The sequence below is a fragment of the Paraburkholderia sp. 40 genome (assembly GCF_050434105.1).
GTDB classification, from domain to species: Bacteria; Pseudomonadota; Gammaproteobacteria; order Burkholderiales; family Burkholderiaceae; genus Paraburkholderia; species Paraburkholderia tuberum.
Window position 1 is genome coordinate 751,149 of the sequence record NZ_JBNPVY010000003.1, and the last position, 25,648, is coordinate 776,796.

Here is a 25,648-nt window from a genome sequence, read left to right on the forward strand (position 1 = left end):
GACCGAAGGCTCAGGCGCTAGCTCAGTATCTTGAACTGGATAGCCGGATAGGCGAGTGTTGGCATCCTGCTTTCCAGGAAGGTGCGGAGTTCCTGCACCTGTGCCGCTTTGTCGGAATCTTCCGGCCTGATGAGGTAATACGCGTCACCACTTCCAACGGCGGTTTTGAACGGCAGCACGAGTTGCCGCTTGTCGATCGCGTTGGCGCAGAGCGCCAGATCGCCTGTCGAAATACCGTGCCCCGCTGCGGCCGCAGCGATTCCCTGCTCGAGCATGTTGAAGACCTGGCCACGGGTGATGTCCACGTTGGCGAGGGGTCGGGAGTGTGAGTTCGCTGATGCAGGAAGCTCCATTGCGAGCGTCGACCCCCGCTCGTTCTGTTCGGCAAGAGCCTCGGCGCCGCGAGTTGGAAGCGCCTGTCGACCAGCTGCATCTCACCGACCACGTTGCGCTCGCGGTCCGTGCGAACGTCGCGGTCATCACGACGCTCTCCGCACAGATCGCCATCGTGGAAAAGCGTCTTCAGGAAAACGTCGCGCACACGCGGACTGCGCCCTCTTTACTACAGTACCCGGCATTGGACAAACGCTTGCGACCGTGATCGTGCTGGAGACGGGCACACGCCACCTTCGTGTCGGAAGCCAGTTAGGCCGTAACCAGGTCAGCCCCAATCTTTGTCGCGGGATAGAAGTCAAGATCTGGAATGAAAGGAATTGATGGAGCACGCTTAATTCGCACCCTTTGTCTTATAACAGTTTCACGAATTGATTGAATTAAATGTCATTTCACTTATCCTGTTTTCATAGTCGCGCGATGGTCCAAACCAGCAGTCCTCTCGTCGGAGGTCCCGGCCAATGAGTCCCGTCGTCGTCACCCTGCTCGTGCTGCTGGGCGTCGGGCTACTGCTCGCGCTCCGCCTCATGGGCATCTACAACGGGCTAGTGGTCGCCCGGAACCGCTTCGCGAACGCCTTCGCCCAAATCGACGTGCAGCTCAAACGCCGCTACGAGCTGATTCCGAACCTGGTCGAAGCGGTCAAGGGCTACATGGGTCACGAGAGGGAGACGCTCGACGCCGTCATCAAGGCCCGCAACAGCGCGATGGCAGCCGAGCAGAAAGTCGCCGCCAACCCCAGCGACCCGGCGGCCATCAGGGGGTTTAATGAGGCCGAGGCGCAGCTGGGCGGCACTCTGGGCCGGCTCTTTGCGCTATCCGAAGCGTACCCGGACCTCAAGGCCAACCAGAACATGCTCGCCCTGCAGGAGGAACTGAGCTCGACCGAGAACAAGATCGGCTTCGCCCGGCAAGCCTTCAACGACGCCGCCACCGACTACAACAACCGGCGCGAGGTCTTCCCGGCCGTCATGGTGGCCGGCATGTTTGGTTTCAAGGAAGCGTCACTGCTCGAAACCGCAGAGGCCGAGCGCGCAGCGCCCAAGGTGTCGTTCCGGTAACCCGGAACCGCCACGGCTCCGTGCGCTTCACGCTCTCAAAACCGCGCCGACCATGGCCACCAATTTCTTTCAGCAGCAGGATTCGGCACGGCGCAAGACCTTCCAGCTGGTGGTCTATTTCGTCCTCGCGATCCTGATTCTGATCGCCCTCGTGTACGGTCTGTTGGTGGCGCTCAGCATGTATGGCGCTCACGAGCCAGTGTCTTGGTGGCAACCTGACATGCTCCTGCTCGCGGCGCCGGCGGTGGGCATCGTGGTCGGCGGTGCCAGCGCGCTCAGGGTGGCCCAGCTCGCTTCTGGCGGGCAGGCCGTCGCCTTGATGTTGGGCGGTAAGGAGGTGCCCGGCACGACCACCGACGAGCGGCAGAAGCGGCTGCTCAACGTCGTCGAGGAGATGGCCCTCGCTGCGGGGGTGCCGGTGCCCCCCGTATATGTTCTGCCGGAGACCGGCATCAATGCCTTCGCGGCCGGCTACGCCCCGGGCGATGCTGTGGTCGCCGTCTCCCAGGGCTGCCTCGACTACTTGACCCGTGACGAGCTGCAGGGCGTGGTGGCGCACGAGTTCAGCCACATCCTCAACGGCGACATGCGGCTCAACATCCGGCTGATCGGCCTGATCTTTGGGATCATGGCGTTGTCCATCATCGGCCGCAGCCTCATGTTCGCGTCCCGGGGACGCTCGTCGGGAAGACAGGATTCCCGCGGCGGCATGGTGCTACTGGGCCTGGGCGTGTTTGTGCTGGGACTGGTGGGAGCGTTCTTCGGTCGGCTGATCATGGCAGCGGTGTCCCGGCAGCGCGAGTACCTGGCCGACGCGAGCGCCGTCCAATTCACGCGCAACCCCGACGGGATCGGCGGGGCGCTCAAGAAGATCGGCGGGCTGGCCGAGGGGTCGCGCATCGACACCCCCCGGGCCGCCGAGGCTGGTCACATGTTTTTCGCCAACGCTTTCGCCGGCGAGGGCCTCGCCGGACTGCTGGCCACCCACCCGCCCCTCGTCGAGCGCATCCGCCGGCTCCATCCCCAATTCGACGGCCAGTTCCCGGAAGTGCGACCGGTCGATGTCGATCGGGAACAACTCAAGGGCACGCGCCCCAGCCGCGTCCCGCCGTTCGCCGGGGTTCCCACGTTACCGGGGCTGCCGCAGGTGCCTGTGCCGGTATTGGGCTTCGCCGAGGAAGCGGCGTCTCGAGTCGGCCACGTCCATCCGGAAGTGATGAGCTACGCCCAGGCACTGCACGACGGTATGCCCGACGCGCTCCGGGTTGCCGCCGAGGAGCCGTTCAGTGCTCGCGCCCTAGTCTGCGCCCTTCTTCTGGACCCGCTGGAGGACCTGCGGGAACTTCAGCTGGCCCAGCTGAAGGCCGGCGCCGAACCGCAGGACTTTGCCGAAACCTTGCGGCTGGTCGCCCCAGTCCGGGCTCTGCCGGACACGCATCGGCTGCCCCTCCTGGATCTGGCGCTGCCAGCCCTGCGGCAGATGTCGCACCGCCAGCACCAGGCTTTCCGCGCACAAGTCGAGTTGCTCATGATCGCCGACCAGCGGCTGAGCCTGCTCGAGTACACGCTCCGCTGCGTGCTGCATCGCCATCTCGACGCCCAGTTCCTGCCGCAGCGTCAGACGCGTCCGTTGCACAGCTCGCCGCAAAAACTGGCGCAGCCCGTGGCGACGGTGTTAGCGCTGTTGGCCTGGGAAGGCCGGCCGGAACCCGACCGGGCCGCCCAAGCTTTCGATACCGGCATGCGCGGCTACATCGGCGGCGACCACACCCACCGCTTGCCGCCCCGCGAGAAACGTTCCCTCATCGAACTCGATGCGGCCCTGCGAACGCTCAATCAATCCGTTCCGGCAATCAAGCGCCGGATCGTCGCCGCCTGCGCGGCGTGCATCCTGGCGGACCAGCAGTTCACCGTCCGTGGAGCAGAGCTGCTCCGCGCCGTTTGCGACACGCTCGACTGCCCGCTACCGCCGCTCGTCGCGAGCGAATCGGACAGACGATGAACGACATTGCATGCAGGGCTTTGTCGCGGCAAGGAACGCAGAATAACTGCGATCGCTATGCAAACCAGTGCTTATAACTTTTTCAGAATGCTCGCAACGTTGAGAATCATCCTTGAGTGCATCCATCCCAATAGGGCTTCGTAAGCGGTGTGAGAAAAGGTTGCGGCGCGGTACCAATAACAACTATTCGGCATCGGTTGAAGCCGACTACCCGTTCGCGCTTCCTGACCACTTCGATGTTGAGTCTCAGCTGCAACTGCTTGGCCAGCATCTGAGCGTGCACGTCGCGGCTGACGCCGACGGGCTGGCGGTCAACATCGACTCGCAGAATGAGTTGATCGGCCGGCTCGGGGCGCGCATGACCCGACCATTCGACATCGCGAGCGGTCGCCTCATGCCGTATCCGGGCATTGACGTGCTGTATGCGTTTGCCGGTGGCAAGAACGTGGAGATCAGCGAAGCGCGCTTCACGTCGGGCACGATAGGGGACACGGTGCAGTCCTCGGTTGGCGTGAATGGCACGAACACGCCGAAAATCTCTCGCTCTGTGGCCGCGTTTCTTACCAGCAGTCGTTCGGCAACGCGGGATTCCGTGGCGGGTTGCTGAATGCGGGCGCGCGTTACCTGTACTAACGGGAGATGCGAGCTTGTCAACAAGCCGCGGGATCGAAGAACCGGGGTTACACCCCTTGCTCCGGTTTTCCGATCGCGGATGACCCTGCCTGAGCGGCTGCTGTGTCGGTGGCAGTCGCGGCCGTCGCGCTTGGAACGATGTGCAATTCACGGGTGCGCAACGGCAGCGAACATTGCGCGTCGGTCAATGTTTGCCGCACCTGGCGAGCGAGTTCCCAGCGCATGGTCCAGAACACGTCCGTGTTCGACCAGACGCGGATATTCAGCACCGCCGTGCTGTCGTCGAAGCGGATGACCATCACCTGCGGCGCGGGATCGCGGAGCGCACGCGGGTCGGCCGCGGCGAGCGTGCGCAGCGCCTCAAGCGCGCGATCCACATCGTCACCGATCGAGATCTCCACTTCGAGATCGAGCCGGCGCATCGGATTACGGCTGAAGTTGCGGATCGAATTGCTCCACAATGCGCTGTTCGGCACGTATTCGCAGATCCCGTCGGGTTTGGTGAGACGCGTCGTGAACAGATTGACTTCGTCGACCGTGCCCGCGACACTGCCGGCTCCGCCCTCGATATAGTCGCCGACCTTGAACGGCCGCAACACTAGCAGCATGATGCCGGCCGCGATGTTCTGCATCGTGCCTTGCAGCGCGAGACCGACCGCAAGACCGGCTGCGCCAAGCACGGCAATGATGCTGGCCGTCTGGATGCCTAACTGCGACAGCGCACCGACGATCGCGACAATGCGAATGCCCCAAAGGCCGATGTCGCAGAGGATCGGTCGCAGCGTGGCGTCCATGCGTGATTGACGCGCAAGGAGCCGGCTCAGCGACATCGAAGCGCGGCGCGCGACCCACCATCCGATCACCAGTATGCCCGCAGCGGCGCCCAGACGAATCGAGAACGCGGTGAGCATATCCAGCAAGAAGGCCCATCTGTCCGGACTGATTTCGACGAGAAGATTCTCCATGTGGTTTGACGATCCCTATATTGGACAGCGGGTAGATTGCCGCGCGCGAGCATCGACGGTATATGTGGACGAACTCGACTGGCTTCCGGGAATTTAACCAGATAACTTCCGTTTTGGGCATTATCAGCGGTTAAAACTGCGTGTTTTTTCTGAGCCTGTTGTCCAGATCGCTTCCCGGATTAGCCGTCTGTCACCATCAATCTTCCGTTGTCGTAACGGCAGCCGCCCGGGCTAGCGGCTGACCGCCCCGAGTTCCGTGAATGCCCCCGCCGGCGTGACTTTGAGGAGACGGAAACGATGTCCTCACGCCCCGTTCGACCTTCTCTGCAGGCGTTTCGATAACCACTCAAGATACCCACAGAAGCTGGGCACAAACCTGTGGACAACAGGCTCATGACTCGCTCAACTCATTGAGCGCATTGGTTTTCACTCACATGCATCCGATAGGTCGGCTGCGTCGCGGCCACACGCGTGTCGGACGAGCCGCCGTCGCCGCGGCGGCGCTCTCGCTCACCTTCATCGTGCGCGGCGCGCTGCACGTACCGATTGAAGGATCGGTCGCGCTCTTTCTCGCTGGCGCGACGCTGCACCTGTTCGCCACCACTTCGATGGGCATTTTCATGGCCACGCTCGCGCGCAGCATGCCGCAGTTCGTGCAGAACGTCATGCTCGCCGCGCCCACCACGCATTTCGTCGAGCTCGGCCATACTCTTTCGTGGCGCGGGCATCGCCGTGGTCTGGCAACCCTTCCGGTGGCTCGCGGCGATAAGAGGTCACGCAGCGCATGAATGAGCGCTTGCTACGCCGCGCCGAGGTCGAGCAGCGTATCGGCCTAACCGGATCGACGATCTATCTGAAGATCGCGCAAGGCAAGTTCCCCAAACCCATCAAGGTCGGCGTAGCGGCGGTGCGCTGGCGTGAAAGCGAGGTCAATCAATGGATCGCAGATTGTGCGGCAGGCACATTGCAGCACGACCCGGACTCAGGCAAGGCGCAGATGAAGCCGCCAAGGAAGGCGAAGCGCCAGCGATCCGAGACCTGATCGCAGGACATCCACCCGACCCGCATCGCGCGGGTCTTTTTTTGCCTGCGCGCTGCGCTCGATCAGATCGCAGTCACACTTCCGATGTTTGTTAAATCACGTGAAAGTATTGATAGTGCATAGCATCCCCGTTGCAAATGCTTGCGTATCCGGGTAAAAGATTGTCCGTTCGTAGTGCGTACCTTATTAAAAATGAGGTCGTAAACATGCAGCGCTCATTTAACCATTCAAGGAAAAATTCAAGATGCCAATTCCTGCGCATATGTGGCTGAAAGATGATGGCGGCGCAGACATCAAAGGCTCGTCAACCGTTCAGGATCGCGAGGGAAGCATTGAAATTATCGGCTTCAGCCACGGCGTGAATCTGCCGGTTGATGCGGCTAACGGCAAGATTACCGGCGCGCGCTCGCACTCGCCAGTTGCGTTAGAAAAGGAGTTTGACGCTGCTACGCCTTATCTTTACAAGGCCGTGGCAAAGGGGCAAACGTTGCAGTCTGCTGAGATAAAGTGGTATCGCATCAACGACGCGGGGAAGGAGGAAGTTTATTTCGTGATGCTACTCGAAGGCGTAAAGGTCTGCGGCATCAATCCTGGCATGATGAATACCAAGCTGTCACCCGACTCGCTGCTCAATCACGTTGAGGCCGTGTCGATGATGTATGAGCGAATCACATGGCACTACCTTGACGGCAATATCAAATACACCGATGCATGGAATGAGCGCGGATAAGCGGGAGTGACAATGGCCTATGAGGGTAAGTTTTTGGTGAATAACAAACCGTTTTCACCGCTCACAATTTTCGGTGTCGGCACGTTCGACGCGTATTCGGGCGATGGTCCGTACCTCAACCGGGGCGGCTGCACGATGGTGCCTGACAAGGGGCCGATTCCTGCCGGTAAATACTGGATCGTGGATCGCCCCACGGGCGGCATCCGTTCGCAGGCTTACGCATGGGCAAAAGATACGTGGAATGCCGCATGGGGCAGTGCGACCAATCACGATGACTGGTTCGCACTGTATCGGGATGATGGCAGCATTGATGATGTGACATGGGTTAATGGCGTCCGGCGCGGCCAGTTCCGGTTGCATCCCGCAGGTGGTGCGGGGGTGTCACTTGGCTGCATTACCCTGCCGAGCCGTACCGACTTCATGCGAATCCGCAACGCGCTGCTGCACACCGTGAAAATCCCTGCGCGCAGTTCGGGCCTTCGCGCCTATGGAACAATTGAGGTCATCACGTATGGCAACACTTGCCCGTAGGGTGTTCAAGGTCGCACTGTTCTTTGGTCTGTTCGTTCTTTCGGTTCGCTATGTGCGCCCGTATCCCTACCCGATACCGGAGAGCCAGCTAGCAGTCTGGTGGGATGCTTCGGATTGGCTCGGCATCCGGGACCCCGAAGATTTGATTTTCGTGGTCTGGGTGACTATCGAACTGATCGTCGCCGTGCTCGCCTATGTGGTGATCATAAGGCTATGGCGGCGCTATCAACGCAAAAATTAACAGGGTCGATGAGCAGCGATCGGGCCGAATTCATTCCTGCGCGGTCCCGTCAAGTCCGGCGCGTGATGATCGCGTTGCGGGGGTTAACTGGTGGGTCAGAAAGTGCGCGTTTGCTCAGAGCCAGGCGGGACAAGGCTTTGCGCGGCGCGCGCGAATTTTGGTCTGGAAGGCGATCCCTTCGATGATCCCGATGATATCCGCAATTCTGGTGGAACTCGTCCTGATCTCGCTCATCGTATCGACCGACGGCGGTGCTCAGCGCAATTTTTCAAAGGCCCAGCTCGCTCGGACCGGGGTGATCGTCGGGGCGGCGACCCAGCGGCGAATGGAACTTGCGATCGCTTGCCTTGATCGGCATGTCGTTGATACAGGCATACCGGTGGTGCATCAGACCATCAGGTCCAAACTCCCAGTTCTCGTTTCCGTAGGAGCGGAACCAATTGCCAGCGTCTTTCGCAAGTCGAATCTTCTCGATTGCGGATTCAGGGTGAACGGTGGGATGGGCGGGCGCACTTCAGCGTTTATGGACATCACAGACTCCCCTTATTCAGGCGGGATTGAGATAGAAATCGGCACTACTCAGCAGCGCAACCGCGCTACACGTTCGTCATCTCGAGAGAACTCAGTCTGAGAAATCGGTTGACGCCGACAGTGCCTTCCATGTTTCAGTTTCCGTAGCAACATAGGCGTTCTTTTCGGCTATCGCCTTCAGCGTGTCGGTTCCGAGCGGCAGACGCAGTGGCGGTCTCGGTACATCGACAAGCGTGACGAGGGCCTTCGCAAGCTTCTGCGGGTCGCCCGGCTGATTGTGATTCATTCCTTCAGCGAATCGACGCACGTTGCCCGACGTCTCGTCGTAGCCGTCGATGACCTCCTTGCCGACGACGAGCGACGACGGATCGAGGAAATCGGTACGGAAATAGCCGGGCTCAACGACGGTCGCGTGAATGCCGAGCGGCTTCAACTCCGCGTGGAGCGCTTCCGTAATGCCTTCGACGGCGAATTTCGTCGAGCAATACACCCCGAATCCCGCCGCCGAGCGAGGACACGTTGATCACATGGCCCGAGCGCTGTCCCCGCATCACTGGCAGCACCGCATGCGTGACATTGAGCAGTTCAAAAACGTTAGTGTCGTACATGCGACGTACGTCTGCGTCGGCCGATTCCTCTACGGCTGCGAGCAGTCCGAAGCCGGCGTTGTTGACCAACACGTCGATCCTGCGAAACTTTGCCAAAGCAGCCTGCGCGGCTCTTTTGACCTGCTCCTCGTCAGTTACGTCGAGCGCGACCGGCAACAGCGCAGGTGATTCGCCAAGACGCTCAATGATCGCCCGAACGTTGCGTCCCGCCGCAACCACTGCATTTCCGTCCGCCAGGCCCGCTTGTGCGATCAGTGTGCCTAACCCGCGTGAGGCGCCCGTAACGAACCAGGCGTGCTTGAACCGGTGCTGCGTAGCGTTGCTCATGATTTGCTCCCGTTTCGTGGTGAATGTGAAGAGAAGCATAGGGCGCGCGATTAACAGCTACCAGGCATCGAATGCTAGACTCATAATCAATCAATATTTGCGAATGGAGTCAGCCATGAATGAGGTCCGGGCGATTTCGGTGTTCGTCCGTGCAGCAACGCTCGGCAGCTTCCGTCGGGCAGCCGCAGACCTGGGCATCTCGCCGCAGGCCGCGAGCCACGCGGTCATGCAGCTCGAAAAGTCGCTTGGCGTCCGGCTGTTTCATCGGACAACGCGAAAGTTGAGTCTGACCGAAGAGGGGCAAAGACTATTGCAAGGTGTCGAGCCAGCGCTCGCTATGTTGTCGTCCGCGATTGACGATGCTCGCCGTTCAGGGGAAGAAGTTGCGGGGCCCCTACGGATAAGCGCTCCGACGGCGCTCGGGCGAACGGCACTCTGGCCATCGATCCTTGAGTTTGCGGTGCTATACCCTGACGTGCAGATCGATATTCGCTTCGACGATCATTTCACGGACCTCGTCAGCGATCGCGCCGACGTCGGCTTCCGCGGCGGATCCCCGCCTTCCGAGCTCAGGATTACCCATAAGTCGCTCGCGACTGTGCGATTGAAGGGCGATGGCTTGTAAACGGTGACGACCGATGTTAACTTTGATCCGGTTCGTGATCTGTGATGTCGGGCATTGTCGGACACATCTGACCTTGATGATTGGGCAAATGAAGAGTTTGGCGCCGCCGAGCTCGGCGACGCTCGCCTGACCAGACGGCTCGTGACGCTGGCACGCAAGCTTTCGTTGGGCCCACATTGCTCTTTTCCGCAGTCGTTCAATGGTTCGGAGCTGAAGGCGGCATATCGTTTTTTCGACAACCCGCACGTGGATGTCGATGGCGTGCTGGGTGGGCACATCGGTCAAACGCTGTGTCGTATGCAACAGGTGCCAGTCGTCCTTGCTGTTCAGGACACCACCGAGTTCAATTTGTCTCATCTGCGGGCAACCGAAGGTCTGGGATATGGCTCCGATCCACATGTGCGTGGTTTCCTGATACACAGTCTGCTTGCGCTCACGCCAGAGGGGCTGCCACTCGGGGTGATCGGGATGAAGACCTGGATACGCAGGCACGAGGAGTTGGGCAAGAAACATCTGCGTGGGCAACGAACCGTACAACAGAAAGAGAGCGCGAAATGGCTCGAAGGCATCGAGCAACTGGGCGTACTCAAGACGCACTGTCCGTGCACGCATGTCATCGGCGTGAGCGACCGTGAAGGCGATGTCTATGACGTGTTCCTGGCGCAGCGGCCTGCCGGTGTCGACTGGTTGGTGCGCGCGTCGTGGAACCGACGCGTTGCTCACCCCGATCGATATTTGTGGGAAACCGTGCTGGCCTCGCCAGTGCTTGGAGAGGCGCAACTGCAGGTGCCTGCACGCGAAAACCGCCAGGCACGCACCGCACGGCTGGTTGTGCGCTGCATGCCCGTACGCCTTCGTCCGCCGCAAAATCGTCGTCGCGAGAAGCTTCCCGAAATTGAAGTGTTTGCAATTCATGCACAGGAAACGAACTTAGACGAAGGAGCAGAGCCATTGGAATGGCTTCTACTGACTTCGGTGCCTACGCAAACACACGCAGAGGCCCTCGAGCGTCTTGCATGGTATGCGCGCCGATGGACGATTGAATCGTGGCATCGTGTGCTTAAAAGTGGCTGTCGCATTGAAGCCCGCCAATTTGGCAATCTCGATCGATTCGTCCGCGCCACCGCATTGTTCGCCGTCGTAAGCTGGAGGATCCTGTACTCCATGTTGCTTGCCAGGCTTGATGGCAACCTGCCATGCGAAGTATTGCTGCAGCCAATCGAGTGGCGAGCCCTCTACTGTCGTACGCATGGCAGTACCGAAATACCTGATAAACCGCCGTCACTCGCGCAGGTCATCTTGTGGATCGCCAGACTCGGCGGATATCTCGCTCGAAAGCATGATCGTCCACCTGGTCCTACCGTCATCTGGCGTGGATTTCTTGTCCTGCACGAAATCACGATGATGTACCGAATATTCAGGCAAAACGAATAGCACCATCACATTACTTGTGGGTAATCCTGAGCCTTCCGAGGGGGCGATTGCCAGGCGACTGCTACCGATTCAGTTGATCGTATGCGCGTCGCCAGCCTATCTCGAACGGTACGGCACGCCGAAAACCGTGGACGAGCTCGATGCGCATCGTTGTTCTGGATACCGGCGTGCGAACACCGGCAAGCGGGCGCCGTGGGAATTTATGGTGGGCGGGGAGATTGTGTATCGGGAGATGGCTGCTTCGGTCTGTTCGAACGATATCGACGCGGAAGCCGAAGCGGTACTGGCCGGCGTGGCAATTGGGCAGCTTGGAAGCTTCTCGGCCGTCTCACACATCCGGGCTGGACGGCTCGTGCCTTTGCTCACTCAGCATTTGACCCAGCGCGAGTCGATTTACGTCTACTACCGTCGCCGGACGGAACAACCGCTCCGCGTGAGAACCTTCATCGACTTCATCGTTGCGCGCCGCGCGGACAACAGTCAATTTTTCCTCACAGCAGAGGAGTTGGTTACTTCGACGAGCAGAAGCGGCCGCGCCAGGAGTAGACGAAGTGCCGCATAGGGGTGTCTGTTGCGGCAAGCGCAGCCAGCCGTGGTAAATCACGCGCCAAGCGCAAACAAGGCTTCGTAGCGGGACAAGGGCGTGACGAACGAGCCGTTTCCGCCTGTACATCAATGATCGTGTAACAATCCCTCCAACGACCGCGAGACGCCAACGAGCGTCGAGCCGAAGGATGCGCACGTCAGCCCGGGAGCATCAAATGAAGCCCATACGTAATACCGACTCCGCTTCAGGAGAGTGGTACATCGACACTGCATGCATCAATTGCGGTGCATCTCGTCACGTCGCGCCTGGGCTGATTGTCGAGCGCAACGACAAGAGTGTCTTCGCTCGGCAGCCGGCCACACCAGAAGAGCAGCTTGATGCCTGGCGTGCGGTGCTCGTGTGCCCTACGGCGTCGGTACGCAGCGAAACGAAGCAGCCTCGTCCGAACGCAGCGATCTTTCCGCAGCAGATCACATCGGGCGTGTGGCGCTGTGGATTCAACGCACGGTCGTCGTTTGGCGCACATTCTTATTTTGCCGCGCGTCCGGAAGGCAATCTGCTCATCGACTCTCCGCGCTATGCGGCGGAACTCGTGAAATGGTTTGACGGCGCTGGCGGTATTGCGCACATTCTGCTGTCGCATCGTGACGACGTCGCAGACGCTGACAAATACGCGCGTCAATTCGGCGCGCGCGTCTGGATTCACCGCGAGGACGTGTCGGCCGCCCCATATGCGACGGATCTGCTCGACGACGGTTCAGCACTGAACATTGCGGCCGGCGTGCGCGCGATCCCTGTACCCGGGCACACTCGAGGTAGCGTCGTGTACCAGCTCGATGATCGCGTGCTGTTCTCGGGGGATTCGCTTGCCTGGAGCCCACGCCAGCAGGACCTCGTCGCGTTCAGGGACGCGTGCTGGTACTCGTGGACAGCGCTCACCGAATCGCTCAGCAAGTTGGCCGCGTATCGCTTCGAATGGCTGCTTCCTGGTCACGGTTGGCACGCGCATTTGCAGGCTGCGGAAATGAATGCCCGCTTGCTCGCATTGGTTGCACGCATGCGAAAGGACTGAATTCGCTGTTTTTCGCTAAAGCGTCGTCCTTGCCCCTGTGGAAGCGCTTGAACTCGAACCGCACGTGCTAAACAATCGCCTCGGGGTTGTGGTGCAAATTCGGCAGGTGGGCGAGAAATCGCCCATTTTTCAGGGACCTCAACGAGCTGAAAGAACCGCCATCCAGATCGAGGGCGAAGTGGTATCTTCGAGGTGCACGCCGGTGAGATCAAACTCGCCTTTGCGAATGCGATGCATCAGTTCGATGCCGGAGAGGGTCACGACCGCGTTCCGGAACCGCTTGAACCCGAGCATCACGTTCACCCGCGATTTGATGTGGCGGTGATCCTGTTCGATCAGGTTGTTCAGGTACTTCGAGGATCGCAATTTCGTTCGCCTGGGTGGCGACCCGTCAGTCTTCATCTCGCGGACCGCCCGATGAGATGCCGCGTAGCCGTCCAGCGTGATCGTTCCAGGAGCGCGCCCCTGAGTTCCGATCGCCTTCGCGAAGAATGCCTTTGCTGCCGCCACATCGCGCCTGGCGCTGAGGCGAAAATCGATCGTCTTTCCCGCCCGGTCACAGCGCGGTAAAGATAGGCCCATATGCCACGAATCTTCACGTAGGGGTGAGCAGACCCAGGGAATTGCACCCCGAGTCTCTCGCAGAACCGTGCGTAAAACTCTCGATTTACACGGCCCCCGTTATCCAACCCGTCCCCCTGATACTGCCAGTGCGCGAACTCTCGCGGGTACGCCTTCTTCATCTTGCGCAACCACTCTTCACTGCACCGTTTGTGCCGTCGCCGTGTTTTGTACTTGCGCCGAACCCAGCGCACGAGCTTTCGGTCGAGATACCGACTCAACTCATGCATGGCTGTCCGATAGAAAGCCCCGTAGTAGTCGAGACCTGCCCGTGCCGGGTCAACACCCTTCGCGCACGAAACTGAAAGCCCAGAAATGTGAAGGTCACATTCGGGTAGGTTTGGGTGCGACTTCTGTCCTTTCGGCTGACCATAGATAAGCGCGTTCAGCAGTGTCGATTCGAACTGCTCAAATGCGAGTGGATTGCGCAGCGGATGCGCCTCCGTACTCATGATTTCCACGAGCATCGGCAGCAACTGCATCAGGCACTGCCCCTGTGCCGACGTCAGTGCGAATTCTGGCTCGAATTCGATTGCCCCACGCGCCGCGTCGCCGAAATGACGCTGTGCATGACGCTCGAGCACATCGCGCTCGATACGCAGGATGGCCTGCGGGCAAGCCTCGCCCCACCGCATGCGCAGCGCCAGCGTGGGCGACACCAGCGAGCCAGCGAGCGTCCATATTGAAGTGGACCTGCGCGTAGGCGAGCTCGTACAGTTTGCGCTGCTGGTCGGGAGGGCGGCCGTCACCGATCAATGCTCGCCTCGCATCCATCCCGCTGCATAGGGTATCTACCGAACATTTCATGCTTGCGTTGTCAGGATACCTGATATCAAATACGGAACTATCGCGACGGACAGGCGCGTCTTCCAGGACGCGCTTTATTTTGTTCTTTATATCAGACTGCCTGATATTGCATCAACGGTGATCGGCGTCAGCATCCCCGTCACGCTCATCGCTGCAATCGCCTGAAACCGAAGATCCCTCAACCGCAGTTCAACAAAAAAACATACAACTGGTCTGGAGACATCACCATGCAATTGAAGTCGACTCACGTTCTCATGTTCGGTGCGCTATGCGCGCTGAGCACTGGAGCCTTTGCGCAATCAAGCGTCACGTTGTATGGCATCGTGGACACGGGGATCGAGTATGTCTCGCACGCGAACGCAAAGGGCGACAGCGTCTTTCGCATGCCATCCGTTACCGGAGAGTTCCCATCACGCTGGGGGCTGCGCGGCAACGAAGATCTAGGCGGCGGCTACAGCGCTGTCTTCACGCTCGAAAGCGGCTTTAACGTGCGCGACGGCAGTTCTGGACAGGGCGGGAGGCTGTTTGGACGTCAGGCATTCGTCGGCATGAAAAGCCCGTATGGAACGCTCGCGTTCGGCCGTCAGTACACGATGACCTATCTTGCGGTTCAGGGCGCCGACATCATCGGTCCGGACATTTACGGCATGGGCTCCCTGGATGCCTATGTGCCCAACGCACGCGCCGATAACTCCATCACCTATCTTGGCTCGTACAAGGGCTTTACGCTGGGCGCGGGCTATTCATTCGGACGGGACGCGGCGGGTACCGGCAACTCGCCGGGACAAGGAACCTGTACCGGCTCGGTTCCAGGCCACGCCACGGAATGCCGCGACTGGTCCGCAATGCTCAAGTACGACTCTCAATATTTCGGCGCGGCTGCGTCGTACGAGGAGCAACGCGGCGGCGCGACCGCAGCCGCCAACTTCTTCGACGGAATTGCGCCGACACCTCTCATCAACGCCGCGGACAAGGACGCCCGTACCCAACTGAGCGCCTATGCGCAGTACGCAGGCGCGAAGATCGGCGCAGGTTGGATTGGACGCCGCGTAGTGACCCAGTCGCCGACAGTACCGAATATCCGTTCGGATCTGTTCTTCCTGGGCGCTTCGTACATGGTCACGCCTGCGTTTCTCCTCGATGGCGAAGTGTTTCGGATCATCAATAGCGACCACGATACCCGCGCCACGATGGGAACGTTACGCACCACCTATCTTCTGAGCAAGCGTTCGTCGGTCTATGCGCAGGCTGCGTATCTCGCGAACAGCGCGAAGGCGCGCTATTCGGTCAGCGGTGGCGGCGGTGGGACCACGCCAGGCGCGGGCATGGGTCAAACGGGCGTGATGGTCGGCATTAAACACATGTTCTGATAGGGGGCGAGAATGAAACGAACTTCAATTGCGATGTGCGTATCGACAGTGTCCGCGATGCTGGCGGCCTGCGGCGGCGGTTCCGACTCGCTCTCCACCAGTGCGACACAATTGCCTCAGCTTTCCGCAGCACAACCCGCGACGCTGTCAGGAAACTGCAGCGCGCTCGCCGCCAGGTTGACGTTTGCGGCCACGACGTTCACGTCCGTTACCGACGTGCCGGCCGGAACGCTCACGGTGGCGGGAAAGTCCGTGCCCGAACATTGCGTGATCGAAGGGAAAATGAATCAACGCACGAGCGCCGTTGACGGCCAAACTTATGCGATTGGTTTTGAAATGCGGCTACCTATCGCGTGGAATGGTCGCTTTTTCTATCAGGCCAACGGTGGTCTCGACGGTAATGTGACACCGGCGACGGGGGTGCTCAGTGGCGGGGGCCCGCTGAACAACGCTCTAAACATGGGCTTCGCCGTGATCAGTTCGGATGCAGGTCATTCCGGGTCGCAAAACCCGCTGTTTGGTCTCGATCCCCAGGCGCGCCTCGATTATGGCTATAACGCCGTTGCTACGCTCACGCCAATGGCCAGGCAGGTGATCAAGTTGGCCTATGGCAAGGGCCCCGACCGCAGCTACTTCGAAGGTTGCTCGAACGGCGGCCGTCATGCGATGGTGGCGGCAGCCAGGTCTTTCGCGGATTACGACGGCATCATTGCCGGCGACCCCGGCTTCCATTTGCCAAAGGCGGCGATCGGGCAGATGTGGAGCGCACAACAGCTAGCTACCGTCGCGACCGCCAAAACGTCGTCCGGAATTGCCGATATCACCAGCGGCTTGACGACTGCTGAAAGGCAGCTCATCGCGTCGAAGATCATCGCGAAGTGCGATTCGCTGGATGGTGTAGCGGACGGGATGGTGCAAGACATCAAAGCGTGCCAGGCGAGCTTCGACCTGGCCACGGACGTACCGACATGTTCGAGCAATGGGCGCGACGGCACCTGTCTTACGGCGGCTCAAAAGCAAGCCGTTGGAAATATTTTCTCTGGGGCGAAAAATAGCGCTGGCACTGCGCTCTATGCGAGCTTTCCGTATGACGTCGGTGTCAACGGATCAGGCTGGGCCGCGTGGAAGCAAGGCAATTCCATCAGCCTTGACCCGGCCGCGGCGGCCTTTGTATTTACGTCGCCGCCTCAGAGCGCTTCGCTGCTCAGCTCCATCGGCGCCTACGCTCTGAACTTCAACATGGACAGTGACGCGCCGAAGATCTTCGCAACGAGCGGTGTCTATTTCGAGTCTTCGTGGTCATTCATGACCCCGCCGAACGAGACTGATCTGAGCGGTCTGAGGAGCCGGGGCGCGAAGTTGATCGTCTATCACGGGACGAGCGATCCAGTGTTCTCGTCGAACGATACGACCGACTGGTATCAGCGCTTGTCCACGGCTAGTGGCGGTGACGCGAGCAATTTCGCCCGGCTCTTCACTGTAGCAGGGATGAACCACTGCAGCGGCGGTCCGACGGCCGATCAGTTCGACATGCTGACGCCTATGGTGGCATGGGTCGAGCAAGGGCAAGCGCCGAACCGGGTCATCGCAACGGCTCGCGACACGACCAACGCGATACCGAATAGCGAGGTGCCGACTAGCTGGGGTGCCGGGCGCACGCGTCCGCTCTGCTCGTATCCGAAGGTGGCCCGCTATACCAGCGGAGACGTGAACTCGGCAAGCAGTTTCACTTGCAGCTAAGCCACTGACCGTGCGAGGGGGAGAAGATGTGAACGCTCCCCCACTACGCCGAGGAAAGGTTAGGCCCCCTCACCGCCCGCGATCGCTTTGAGCCGGCGATAAAGCGTGCGCTCGCTCAATCCCAGCTGCGCGGCAAGCTCACTGCGTTTTCCGCGGAATTGCGCCGCTGCGCGCGCGAGTTCCGCATTGGTCAGCTTGCGCGGCAAGCCCTCGGCGGCGGCTCCATCATTGTGCCGATGATGCGCAAGCTGACGGACGTGTCGATGCACGGTATCGTCGCGACTTCGCTGATGGTGATCGCACTCGTCGGCAGTGGCGGCGTTCTCGCGACGGCCACGCACGGCGCAACGCTTCCACTCGAAGTCGCGTTGTGGTTCACTGGCGCCACCGCCGCCGGTATGCTCAGCGGACGGCTTGCGTCGCATCACATCGCCGCGCGTCAGGTCCAACTGGGCTTTGCGAGCATCCTCGTCTGCGTGGCGCTCGGCCTGCTGGTCACAGCGGCGCTGACGTAAGCGCTGCCGCTTCCCTCCAACCCACACAACAGTCAACCTGAACGATGATCGATCTCGACCATTTCACCCCGCTCGCGTCCCTGTGCGGAGGCCTGCTGATCGGCGCCGTGGCTGCGGCGATGGTGCTTTTGCTGGGCCGCATCGCCGGAATCAGCGGGATAGTCGGCGGCCTGCTGCGCTGGACCAGGCGAGACGGCGCATGGCGCGTCGCCTTCGTTGCCGGACTGGTCGCTGCCGCGGTAATCGCGCGCGCGGTCGGTGCGCCCGTCGCGATCAGCGTCGACGCGTCGTGGCCGGCCGTGATCGCGGCCGGCTTTCTGGTCGGCATCGGCACCCGCTATGGCAGCGGTTGCACGAGCGGACACGGCGTGTGTGGCATTTCACGCGGCGCCACGCGCTCGCTCGTGGCGACGGCGACGTTCATGGCGGCCGGCTTCGTCACCGTCTATATCATGCGACATCTTCTCGGAGCATAGGATGGCAACAGTTGTTTCATTCGTATGCGGGCTGCTGTTCGGCTTCGGCCTGCTGTTGTCGGGCATGGCCAACCCCGCCAAAGTGCTGGGCTTCCTCGATTTCGCAGGACGCTGGGACCCGTCGCTCGCGTTCGTGATGATCGGCGCGGTGGCTGTCGCAGCGATCGGCTTCGCGATCGCGAAGCGCCGCGGCAAGTCGCTGCTCGGATTGCCGATGCAGATTCCCGCGTCAACGCACGTCACGCGAAGGCTGATGGTGGGCAGCCTCGCGTTCGGCGTCGGTTGGGGAATTGCAGGGTTCTGTCCCGGCCCGGCGCTCGTTGCGCTCGGACTCGGGTCGGCGAAAGCGTGGGTGTTCGTGGCGGCGATGATCGCGGGAATGGCCGTCTTCGAGTGGTTGGAACGGCGCAGACAGGCGGCCTTGGCGACTGCCCCTTAACCTGGCCTTAAGGCGCGGTCGTGTACGATCTGTTTCGACTGAATCCAACTCACAGGCTCCCCTATGCAAGTCTCCACTGAACACCGCTATGACATCGTCGCACGTTTGCTCCATTGGCTCGTCGTCGGGCTGGTTGCCGCGCAGTTCGTGATCGGCTGGACGATGCCGGACGTGCACCGCGATACCGTGCCGGACGGCGAAATCGCCTGGCACCTTGGCGTCGGCACCGCACTGCTCGCAGCGATGGTGTTGCGGGTGCTGTGGCGCGTGACTCATCGGTCGCCGCCGGACAACCTGCCGCCGCTGTTTCGCGCCGCTTCGAAGCTCACGCACCTCGCGCTGTATGTGCTTCTCGTGCTGGTGCCGCTGCTCGGCTGGATCAACGCTTCGTCGCGCACGTGGACGGTCCGCCTCGCCGGACTTGCTTCGTTGCCCTCACTGTCGGCACCGGGTTCGTCATTCGGACATGCGATGGGCGATGTTCACGGCGTCCTCGCCTGGGTTCTATTCGGCGTGATCTGCCTGCATATCGCAGCGGCGATGTTTCATCAGTTCGTCGCCGGCGACCGCGTTCTGCAGCGCATGAAGATCTAGCGGTAGTTCGAGCGCTGCCTATATTTGCCCGTCAAACAGGGCAAAGCTGCGTGGCATGTCACGCGGGCGGACAGTTTCCCGAACTGACGCCGTACGGTCGAATGTTCAAGCTGAACGGATATACCTTCGGCGAACGTACGATTCCAGTGGCCGTGATGGCGATGCTCGACGTGACCAGGACGAGGCTCAACCATGATGCCAGTGGCAAGATCGTCTCTCCCAAAGACGGTCTGCCGATTTTCGATTCAGCCAGCATCTCCCTCGCCGGCAAGGGCGGGCCAACCACGGGTGTTCAAGGACCATCGTAGCCCAATCTCGCCTCGTGGCATTCGGGGCCTATCGGCCAGTACGTGCCCGTCCCGCCGGAAACCAGCGTGGAAGCATCGCGATCAGGACGTCGTCTTTAAGGAATGCGTGATGAAAAATAGCCGCGAATGCGTGCAACCCCGCAAGCCACATAATGGCGTCGCCGAGCCACGCGTGCAGCGATGCGAGGGCCGAGCCTGCTCCATGCGAACTACTGAGTAAAGGCGGAATATCGTAACCGCCGATCAGCGTCAGCGGATGCCCTTCGAGCCACGCGCCCGAGATGGCGGTAAGCGGTAGCGCGAGGAGAAGCAGATACAGCATCCATCGAACGGTTGTTGCCATCACAGCCATCGAGCGAGAAACTGGAGGTGTCTCGGGACGCGCGTCGTATGCTCGCCACAGCAGGCGGATGAGGGTGAGCGCGAACACGCACAAACCCAAAGTCTCGTGCAGTCGCCGGTCGAACTCGTGCACCGAAGAGTAGACGCGCTGTTCAGATCCGCCGGGCCCATACATGAACGTCACGAGCACGACAATTGCCGTGCACCAGTGGAGGAATTGGGCAATCGAACCGTAGCGTGTGGCAGAGCTTTTCACTATAGCGCTCCCGATGTGTGCCGATCGACGAACGGTAGGCACGACCGCGACACGGCAAGCCAGGGGATAACACACGCAGATGCATCGTATCGTGACGTGGCATACATGGCTGGCCGGACGCTGGCGTATTGGATTCGTGAATGGATTCTACGCGCAAACTCCTGGTGAAATCTCAAGCTGTTAGCGGCTCACGTTTCAAATCTTCTCCGTCCAGCCAGGCGGCGCGGTGTGCAGCCGGTCGCGTGGCGCTTGCAAAGTCATTCTCAAGTTCTTCGTATTGCTGCCGATATCACCATCGAGGAGACAATAGCCCGGTTACCGCGCGCAGTAACCGGTAAAAGATGCTGAGCCACGCCGCCGTCGAGTATCAATGTTATGTACTCGTGCGCGCGCTGATTCTTGACCGATGCAATATATTTCGAGTTTAGGCATCGCCGGCATTATTGGCCGGTGGAGGCGGCGACATGGCGTCGACCGGCAACTGATCATCACCGTCGCACTGGTGTTGACTGGCCTCGTCATTTTCGCTGTCGGCATTGGTTACACGCTTATATGGCATGAGCGGTCCGACGCGGAGCGCATTCACGCTCTGCGTGCCCGCGATGACATCGAGACGCTGCAGGCAGTGAACATCCAGGCGAACGCCGATTTCCTGGTGGGGCTCGACAGTGCACGGGTGGCATCTTTCGCGTGGCCAGTGCAGCGGGTAGTTTCGGCCGCCACCAGTTTCGACCGCCTGGAACAAAGTTACGCCAGCGACCCGCGAAGCCAACTGATGCTAAGGCACCTGCGCGGTGAGACGGCTCGCTGGGCGTGGCTTCTTGCCGACATCGCGGTACATGCGCGCGTGGCGGATGGCCGCGCGTCGGTCGACAGCCCGGCGCTGCTCGAAGCGAACCGTATGCTGGCGAACATCGTCACCCAACTGGTGACTCTCCGCGACGCGCAGACCGCTTCCCTGAGGGCTGCATCCGACAGCGCGACGCGCCACCTGGTGATAGAGCGGACCGTGCTTGCAATCACGGCGCTGGCGGCATGTTTTCTCCTTTGCTATGCGTTGGTTGCTCACTATCGCGCCCGTCTAGCACGGCAGCGCGCGCGGGTCATTGCTTCAGAAAGCGAGCGCCGGTTTCGTCAGTACTTTTATCATCATCCACTTCCGATGTTGATTTTCGACGTCGAGACGCTATCGATTCTCGCTGCGAACCGGGCCGCCGCATCGCAATACGGACGCACGCGCCGTGATCTGTGTTCGCTCGACATGACCTCTCTGTATGCGAACGCCGACTTGCCGTCATTTCTGCACGATCTGCACGCGCTGTTGGCCGCGGCTACCACGAGCGGCTCGGCCGGCGTATGCCGGCATCGACACAGCGACGGCACGCCCGTGTACGTGGAGCTGTCGTATCACTTCCTCACCTATGCCCGCCGTCGCGCGTGCTTCATTACGGCCGTCGACGTAACGGAGCGCAAGCACGCCGAACTCGCGTTATTGCTGCGAAGCCGTGCACTCGACGCAATTGGCAACGGCGTGCTCATCACCCGACCCGATCCGAGCGGCGACGTGGTCGAATACGCGAACCCGGCATTCGAGAAAATAACCGGCTATGAGCGCCCGCAGATCGCAGATCATTCCGCGCGGCCGGAAACACCTGGATTGTGGAAACAGATCAGTTCCGCTATTGCCGAGAAGCGAGAGGCAACCACGCTGACGAAAAGCCTACGCGCAAACGGGACAGAGTTCTGGTATCAGCTGTACGTGGCACCGGTGAGCGACGAGGCGGAAAAGGTTACGCATCACATCAGCGTGGTGAGCGACCTGACGGAACTCATTGAGTCGCGCGATCTACTGGTCAGGCAGGCACGTCGCGATGCGCTGACGGATTTGCCGAACCGCGTGACGCTGCGTGAGCTGATCGACACGGCGATTCTCGATGGTCACGAATTCGCGCTGCTGTTCATCGACCTCGATCATTTCAAGGACATCAACGACAGCCTGGGCCATGGCGCAGGCGATCGCCTGTTGCAGGAAGTTGCGCGGCGGCTGTCGACATCGGTCGGAACGGATGGCGTGGTGACGCGATATGGCGGCGACGAGTTCGTGACGATGTTGAAGGGTTCAACCGACGATGACGAACTCTCCGCGCTGTTGACGCGCGTGATGCAAGCGCTGGACAAGCCAGTGCAAATCGACGACATGCAACTGCGGGTCCGGATGAGCATCGGGGTCAGCTGCTATCCGCAAGACGGCACGGACTGCGAAACTCTGCTGAAACACGCAGACCTTGCGATGTATCGAGTCAAGGCAGGCGGGCGTAACGGCGTCGAGCGATTTGCCCCTTCGCTCGCGCATGCGGCGACTCAGCGCATCGCGCTATCGCACAAGCTACGCAACGCCGTCGAGCAGAACGGCTTTGAGCTGGCGTACCAACCGCAAGTGGACATACGCAGCTACCGGCTGACTGGAGTCGAGGCGCTCATCCGATGGCGCGACGCGGACTTCGGCACGGTCAGCCCAACGACGTTTATACCCCTGGCCGAAGACATCGGTTTGATTGCGTCAATCGGAGAATGGGTGCTGCAAACTGCCTGTGCACAGGCAAAGCGCTGGGAGGGAGTGCTGCCGGAGCTGCGCATGTCGGTCAACGTGTCGCCCAGCCAGCTTACTTCGAGTGATTTCGGCGCCGTCGTGCGTCGTGCTCTTGCCGCATCACAATTGGCCGCGGACCGGCTCGAACTGGAGATTACCGAAGGAGGCCTGGTTGCACCGGGCGCCCTGCCCACCCTGCGCGCCCTGCACGACATTGGCGTGTCCATAGCGATCGACGACTTTGGCGCCGGTTACTCGAGCCTGGCTTACCTGCGCAGCTTTCACGCGGACCGTCTGAAGATCGACATGTCGTTCATCCGCGGCATTGGTAGCAGTCTCGCGGATGCGACGATTATCGGTGCGATCATCGCACTCGCCCGCAATCTGCGTTTCGAAGTCGTCGCGGAAGGCGTCGAACGAGCGGAACAATTGGCTTTCCTTGCCGAGGCCGGCTGCGAGATCGTTCAGGGATACTACTTCGCCGCGCCACAGCCAGCGGCGAATATTCCGGCCTACGCGGCGAGCCTGATGAGCGAGCTGCAAAGTGGCTCGTCTTGAGAGCCCCCGGCGCGACGACGTCACTTTAGCTGTGCGACGTCAAAGAGCGGCGCCTCGCCGCTCTTTGGTGCGTCGTATTTAACGCGGATCCGACAGCGTCTGATTGAGCGTCTGCCCGGCGATGATCACGTTCTGCAACGTAATGTCGTGCACGTTGTAGAGGTAGATCGGACCCGGCGTGCTGGCGCTCGCCGGGCCTGCGGCCGCAGGTGTGCCGAAGTCGCAGTTGGAAATCGTCACTCCCGTGATTGCCGGTACGGTCGGCGCAGGCGCCGGACCGTTGTAATCGAACGCAACTGGACCTTGTGCAACGATGGCCTGGAAACAGGAGCCGGTTGAACTGCCCAATGTCACGTTCGAAGCATTGACGTTCGCGATGTTGACGTTGTCAATGAGTGCGGGGCGTGTGCGAATCGCATCGGCGGCAGGCTGGTAATCGCAATCGAACGTGATCAGGCCGCCTTGAGACGCGGACGGGTTGGCGGCTGTTGCGGTGGCCACACCGATGGGCACGGTGCCGTTGATCGGACTGCCCGTCAGCATCTTGCTGCCGTAGCCTCCACCCGTCAGGCTCACGCCGTGCGGGAGCGTGACGCCATTGACGTAGAAGTTCTTGACGTAGCCTCCACGGTTCATGTTCGTCTTGATACGGATCGCGATGTTCAGCGAATTCGTTGCCCAGAACTGATTGAGCATGGTCAGATTGCGCGCGTAGATGTTCTGCACGCCGCCACCCATCTCGCTGCCGAGCGTAATGCCGCCGTGACCGCTATTCATCATGCAGTTCTGGATCACATGGTTCTGCGCGGGTCCGTACTCCGTGTCGAGATCCTTGCCTGACTTGATCGCGATGCAGTCGTCGCCGGTGTTGAACGTTACGCTGTCGCACAGCACCGTGTTGCAGGCGTCGGGGTCGAAGCCGTCGTTGTTCGGTCCGATACTGTCGGCTGTCACGCCACGGATCACGACGTTCGTGCAGTCCGTCGGATGATGCTGCCAGAACGGCGTGTTGTTGGTTCGGTAGTTTTCCATCAGCACGTTCGTGCAACCGATGAACTCAACCATACACGGCCGCAGATAGTGGCCGAGACCAAAGATTCGCTGCGCGACCGGCACGCCCGCTTCGGAGAGCGCCGGCAGGTAGTTCTGGTCTTGCTGCCACGGCGTAGCCGGATTGGTCAATAGCGTGTAGAGCGAGGCCGAAATGGTGGGGGCGACCACCATCAGATCAACGTTGTTCGGGTTCGTATAGGCCTGGGACGGCGTGGTCGACCCCGCGCAGCCGTACGCGCCGCTGGAACCCTTGTAGGTCCACCAGCAAGTGCTGGTGTTTCCGCTTCCGGCGAACGGCGTCATCGCCTGACCGTTCAGCACCGAAGTCGGGCCTTCGCCAGTCACCGCGATGTTGTTCGCATTTCGCGCGTACACGGGCGAGCCGAAGTTCAGGCAGTCGTTCGCCTGCCAGCGGCTGTAGTAAAGATTGCCGTTGGCGCCGCATTTGACCGGACCGTCCTTCGCATAGTCGGCGGGATTCGGGCTGAAATAGATCGTGCAGTTCGCACTCAGATGGAAGTTGACGTTGCTCTGCAGCACAATGGGACCCGCGCAATACCACGTGCCCGCCGGCACCACGACCCGGCCGCCACCGGCTGCGCTGCAGGCCGCGATTGCCGCGAGGAAAGCGGGACGTGAATCGAACGATCCCGGTGCGTTGGTCGCGCCGGCCCCCGTACTCAGGGGCGATGAACTGCCGGTGTAGGGGTTGGCCTGGGCAATGACCGCGCACGGTTGCGCACCGTACTGTTCGACCTGGAAATCGACGGCCGGGAACGCGCTCTGCGTGATTTTCTGCAGCGCATTAATGATGTTCGTCGCTGAGCCGTTGGGACCCCAGATCGGGTCGGCCGCAGCCGTTGACGGCGTGCTTCCCGTCGCTGGCGTGGAACTACTGCTTCCGCCTGCCGCGGAAGCGGAAACTCCGCTGCCGCCGCCGCAAGCCTGCAGGAGTGCGCTGCCGGCGAGCGCGCCTCCAAGGCCAATGAAGCCACGGCGCGAAATGCGCAAGGTGTCGCCCGTTGCGGGCGCGTTTTTATCAAGATCGCACGACAGCTTGGACATCGAGTCCCCTCCTGATAGATAGTTGTAGGCGCACGAGAGAATCGTCATCGCGCCGGTTGTATGACAAGTCTAGAAGAGTAAAGACAAGACGCGGATCAGTACACATGTGGAAACCCTTACTAAATGGTTTCCTCGATAGCATTCGCGAGGTGTGAAGAGGGTTCGGTTCGCT

20 protein-coding genes and 9 pseudogenes are annotated in these 25,648 nt (G+C 60.7%); 20 read left to right on the forward strand and 9 right to left on the reverse strand.

The genetic code is table 11. The features are described from left to right. Positions 1-17: 17 nt before the first annotated feature. Entirely contained in the window at positions 18-305 is a 288-nt protein-coding gene (locus tag OKW28_RS18900; protein WP_429447979.1) for a hypothetical protein, read from the reverse strand. A gap of 549 nt (positions 306-854) precedes the next feature. Here OKW28_RS18900 and OKW28_RS18905 point away from each other — a divergent pair. The 3 genes from OKW28_RS18905 to OKW28_RS18915 all read left to right on the forward strand — a co-directional run bounded on the left by OKW28_RS18905 (position 855) and on the right by OKW28_RS18915 (position 4,063). After that, on the forward strand, positions 855-1,454 hold the full coding sequence (locus tag OKW28_RS18905; RefSeq protein WP_429447981.1) for a LemA family protein: 600 nt from the start codon (positions 855-857) through the stop codon (positions 1,452-1,454). Positions 1,455-1,506: 52 nt separating this feature from the next. Then, the gene (locus OKW28_RS18910; protein WP_429447982.1) at positions 1,507-3,456 is read left to right on the forward strand and encodes a M48 family metallopeptidase; all 1,950 of its coding nucleotides are present in this window, start codon (positions 1,507-1,509) and stop codon (positions 3,454-3,456) included. A gap of 160 nt (positions 3,457-3,616) precedes the next feature. After that, a complete protein-coding gene (locus tag OKW28_RS18915; protein WP_429447984.1) occupies positions 3,617-4,063 on the forward strand; it encodes an autotransporter domain-containing protein in 447 nt (148 codons plus the stop codon). Between the two features lie 73 nt (positions 4,064-4,136). Here the strand turns inward: OKW28_RS18915 and OKW28_RS18920 are convergent, their stop codons facing one another. Then, complete coding sequence (locus OKW28_RS18920; protein ID WP_429447986.1) at positions 4,137-5,054, reverse strand: mechanosensitive ion channel family protein; 918 nt, start codon at positions 5,052-5,054, stop codon at positions 4,137-4,139. Positions 5,055-5,527: 473 nt separating this feature from the next. Here OKW28_RS18920 and OKW28_RS18925 point away from each other — a divergent pair. From OKW28_RS18925 to OKW28_RS18945, 5 genes and pseudogenes are all read left to right on the forward strand, one after another. Continuing rightward, positions 5,528-5,846, forward strand: a pseudogene (locus OKW28_RS18925) (hypothetical protein); the annotation flags it as partial. Beyond that, entirely contained in the window at positions 5,839-6,096 is a 258-nt protein-coding gene (locus OKW28_RS18930) for a helix-turn-helix transcriptional regulator (protein WP_429447988.1), read from the forward strand. The pseudogene OKW28_RS18925 and the gene OKW28_RS18930, both read left to right, overlap by 8 nt. Positions 6,097-6,340: 244 nt before the next feature. Next, entirely contained in the window at positions 6,341-6,826 is a 486-nt protein-coding gene (locus tag OKW28_RS18935) for an Hcp family type VI secretion system effector (protein WP_429447989.1), read from the forward strand. A gap of 12 nt (positions 6,827-6,838) precedes the next feature. Then, positions 6,839-7,357 carry a DUF2778 domain-containing protein gene (locus OKW28_RS18940; RefSeq protein WP_429447991.1) on the forward strand — a complete coding sequence of 173 codons (519 nt, stop codon included), beginning with the start codon at positions 6,839-6,841 and terminating at the stop codon, positions 7,355-7,357. Then, complete coding sequence (locus OKW28_RS18945) at positions 7,338-7,598, forward strand: hypothetical protein (protein ID WP_429447993.1); 261 nt, start codon at positions 7,338-7,340, stop codon at positions 7,596-7,598. Before OKW28_RS18940 ends, OKW28_RS18945 begins: the two co-directional genes overlap by 20 nt. Before the next feature lie 268 nt (positions 7,599-7,866). Here the strand turns inward: OKW28_RS18945 and OKW28_RS18950 are convergent. Further along, positions 7,867-8,049 (reverse strand): annotated as a pseudogene (locus OKW28_RS18950) (DUF1348 family protein); the annotation flags it as partial. Positions 8,050-8,220: 171 nt separating this feature from the next. Beyond that, positions 8,221-9,064: pseudogene (locus tag OKW28_RS18955) on the reverse strand (SDR family NAD(P)-dependent oxidoreductase). 115 nt (positions 9,065-9,179) lie between these two features. Between OKW28_RS18955 and OKW28_RS18960 the strand changes: the two are divergent. The 4 genes and pseudogenes from OKW28_RS18960 to OKW28_RS18975 all read left to right on the forward strand — a co-directional run. Then, a pseudogene (locus OKW28_RS18960) lies at positions 9,180-9,650 on the forward strand (LysR family transcriptional regulator); the annotation flags it as partial. 93 nt (positions 9,651-9,743) lie between these two features. Beyond that, positions 9,744-11,123: an IS4 family transposase gene (locus tag OKW28_RS18965; protein WP_429443705.1), complete on the forward strand. Its 1,380-nt coding sequence runs from the start codon at positions 9,744-9,746 to the stop codon at positions 11,121-11,123. 19 nt (positions 11,124-11,142) lie between these two features. Then, a pseudogene (locus OKW28_RS18970) lies at positions 11,143-11,685 on the forward strand (substrate binding domain-containing protein); the annotation flags it as partial. Positions 11,686-11,884: 199 nt separating this feature from the next. Further along, positions 11,885-12,742, forward strand: a complete 858-nt coding sequence (locus OKW28_RS18975; RefSeq protein ID WP_429447995.1) for an MBL fold metallo-hydrolase — start codon at positions 11,885-11,887, stop codon at positions 12,740-12,742. 138 nt (positions 12,743-12,880) lie between these two features. On the opposite strand, the pseudogene OKW28_RS18980 reads toward OKW28_RS18975, so the two are convergent. Both OKW28_RS18980 and OKW28_RS18985 read right to left on the reverse strand, forming a co-directional pair. Further along, positions 12,881-13,341 (reverse strand): annotated as a pseudogene (locus OKW28_RS18980) (IS6 family transposase); the annotation flags it as partial. A gap of 369 nt (positions 13,342-13,710) precedes the next feature. Beyond that, positions 13,711-14,028 (reverse strand): annotated as a pseudogene (locus OKW28_RS18985) (AraC family transcriptional regulator); the annotation flags it as partial. 369 nt (positions 14,029-14,397) lie between these two features. On the opposite strand from OKW28_RS18985, the gene OKW28_RS18990 reads away from it, so the two are divergent. Together OKW28_RS18990 and OKW28_RS18995 are read left to right on the forward strand one after the other, a co-directional pair. Then, positions 14,398-15,540, forward strand: a complete 1,143-nt coding sequence (locus tag OKW28_RS18990; protein ID WP_184058736.1) for a porin — start codon at positions 14,398-14,400, stop codon at positions 15,538-15,540. Between the two features lie 12 nt (positions 15,541-15,552). Next, on the forward strand, positions 15,553-17,280 hold the full coding sequence (locus tag OKW28_RS18995) for a tannase/feruloyl esterase family alpha/beta hydrolase (RefSeq protein WP_429447996.1): 1,728 nt from the start codon (positions 15,553-15,555) through the stop codon (positions 17,278-17,280). A 59-nt stretch (positions 17,281-17,339) separates the two neighbouring features. Here the strand turns inward: OKW28_RS18995 and OKW28_RS19000 are convergent. Then, positions 17,340-17,480, reverse strand: a pseudogene (locus OKW28_RS19000) (helix-turn-helix domain-containing protein); the annotation flags it as partial. A gap of 9 nt (positions 17,481-17,489) precedes the next feature. On the opposite strand from OKW28_RS19000, the pseudogene OKW28_RS19005 reads away from it, so the two are divergent. The 5 genes and pseudogenes from OKW28_RS19005 to OKW28_RS19025 form a co-directional block, all read left to right on the forward strand. Continuing rightward, positions 17,490-17,795, forward strand: a pseudogene (locus tag OKW28_RS19005) (TSUP family transporter); the annotation flags it as partial. Positions 17,796-17,839: 44 nt separating this feature from the next. After that, positions 17,840-18,271 (forward strand): YeeE/YedE family protein, encoded by a 432-nt coding sequence (locus OKW28_RS19010; protein ID WP_429447998.1) that lies wholly within the window; start codon positions 17,840-17,842, stop codon positions 18,269-18,271. A gap of 1 nt (position 18,272) precedes the next feature. Next, positions 18,273-18,710: a YeeE/YedE family protein gene (locus tag OKW28_RS19015; protein ID WP_187615785.1), complete on the forward strand. Its 438-nt coding sequence runs from the start codon at positions 18,273-18,275 to the stop codon at positions 18,708-18,710. A 63-nt stretch (positions 18,711-18,773) separates the two neighbouring features. Further along, the gene (locus tag OKW28_RS19020; RefSeq protein ID WP_184058744.1) at positions 18,774-19,304 is read left to right on the forward strand and encodes a cytochrome b; all 531 of its coding nucleotides are present in this window, start codon (positions 18,774-18,776) and stop codon (positions 19,302-19,304) included. A gap of 101 nt (positions 19,305-19,405) precedes the next feature. Continuing rightward, positions 19,406-19,612 (forward strand): hypothetical protein, encoded by a 207-nt coding sequence (locus OKW28_RS19025; RefSeq protein WP_429448000.1) that lies wholly within the window; start codon positions 19,406-19,408, stop codon positions 19,610-19,612. A 28-nt stretch (positions 19,613-19,640) separates the two neighbouring features. Here the strand turns inward: OKW28_RS19025 and OKW28_RS19030 are convergent, their stop codons facing one another. Continuing rightward, positions 19,641-20,252 carry a cytochrome b gene (locus tag OKW28_RS19030; protein WP_429448002.1) on the reverse strand — a complete coding sequence of 204 codons (612 nt, stop codon included), beginning with the start codon at positions 20,250-20,252 and terminating at the stop codon, positions 19,641-19,643. Between the two features lie 364 nt (positions 20,253-20,616). Here OKW28_RS19030 and OKW28_RS19035 point away from each other — a divergent pair, with 364 nt between their 5' ends. Beyond that, on the forward strand, positions 20,617-23,358 hold the full coding sequence (locus OKW28_RS19035; protein WP_429448003.1) for a putative bifunctional diguanylate cyclase/phosphodiesterase: 2,742 nt from the start codon (positions 20,617-20,619) through the stop codon (positions 23,356-23,358). A 78-nt stretch (positions 23,359-23,436) separates the two neighbouring features. Here OKW28_RS19035 and OKW28_RS19040 read toward each other — a convergent pair whose 3' ends face one another. Then, on the reverse strand, positions 23,437-25,476 hold the full coding sequence (locus tag OKW28_RS19040; protein ID WP_429448004.1) for a glycoside hydrolase family 28 protein: 2,040 nt from the start codon (positions 25,474-25,476) through the stop codon (positions 23,437-23,439). Positions 25,477-25,648 lie beyond the last annotated feature (172 nt).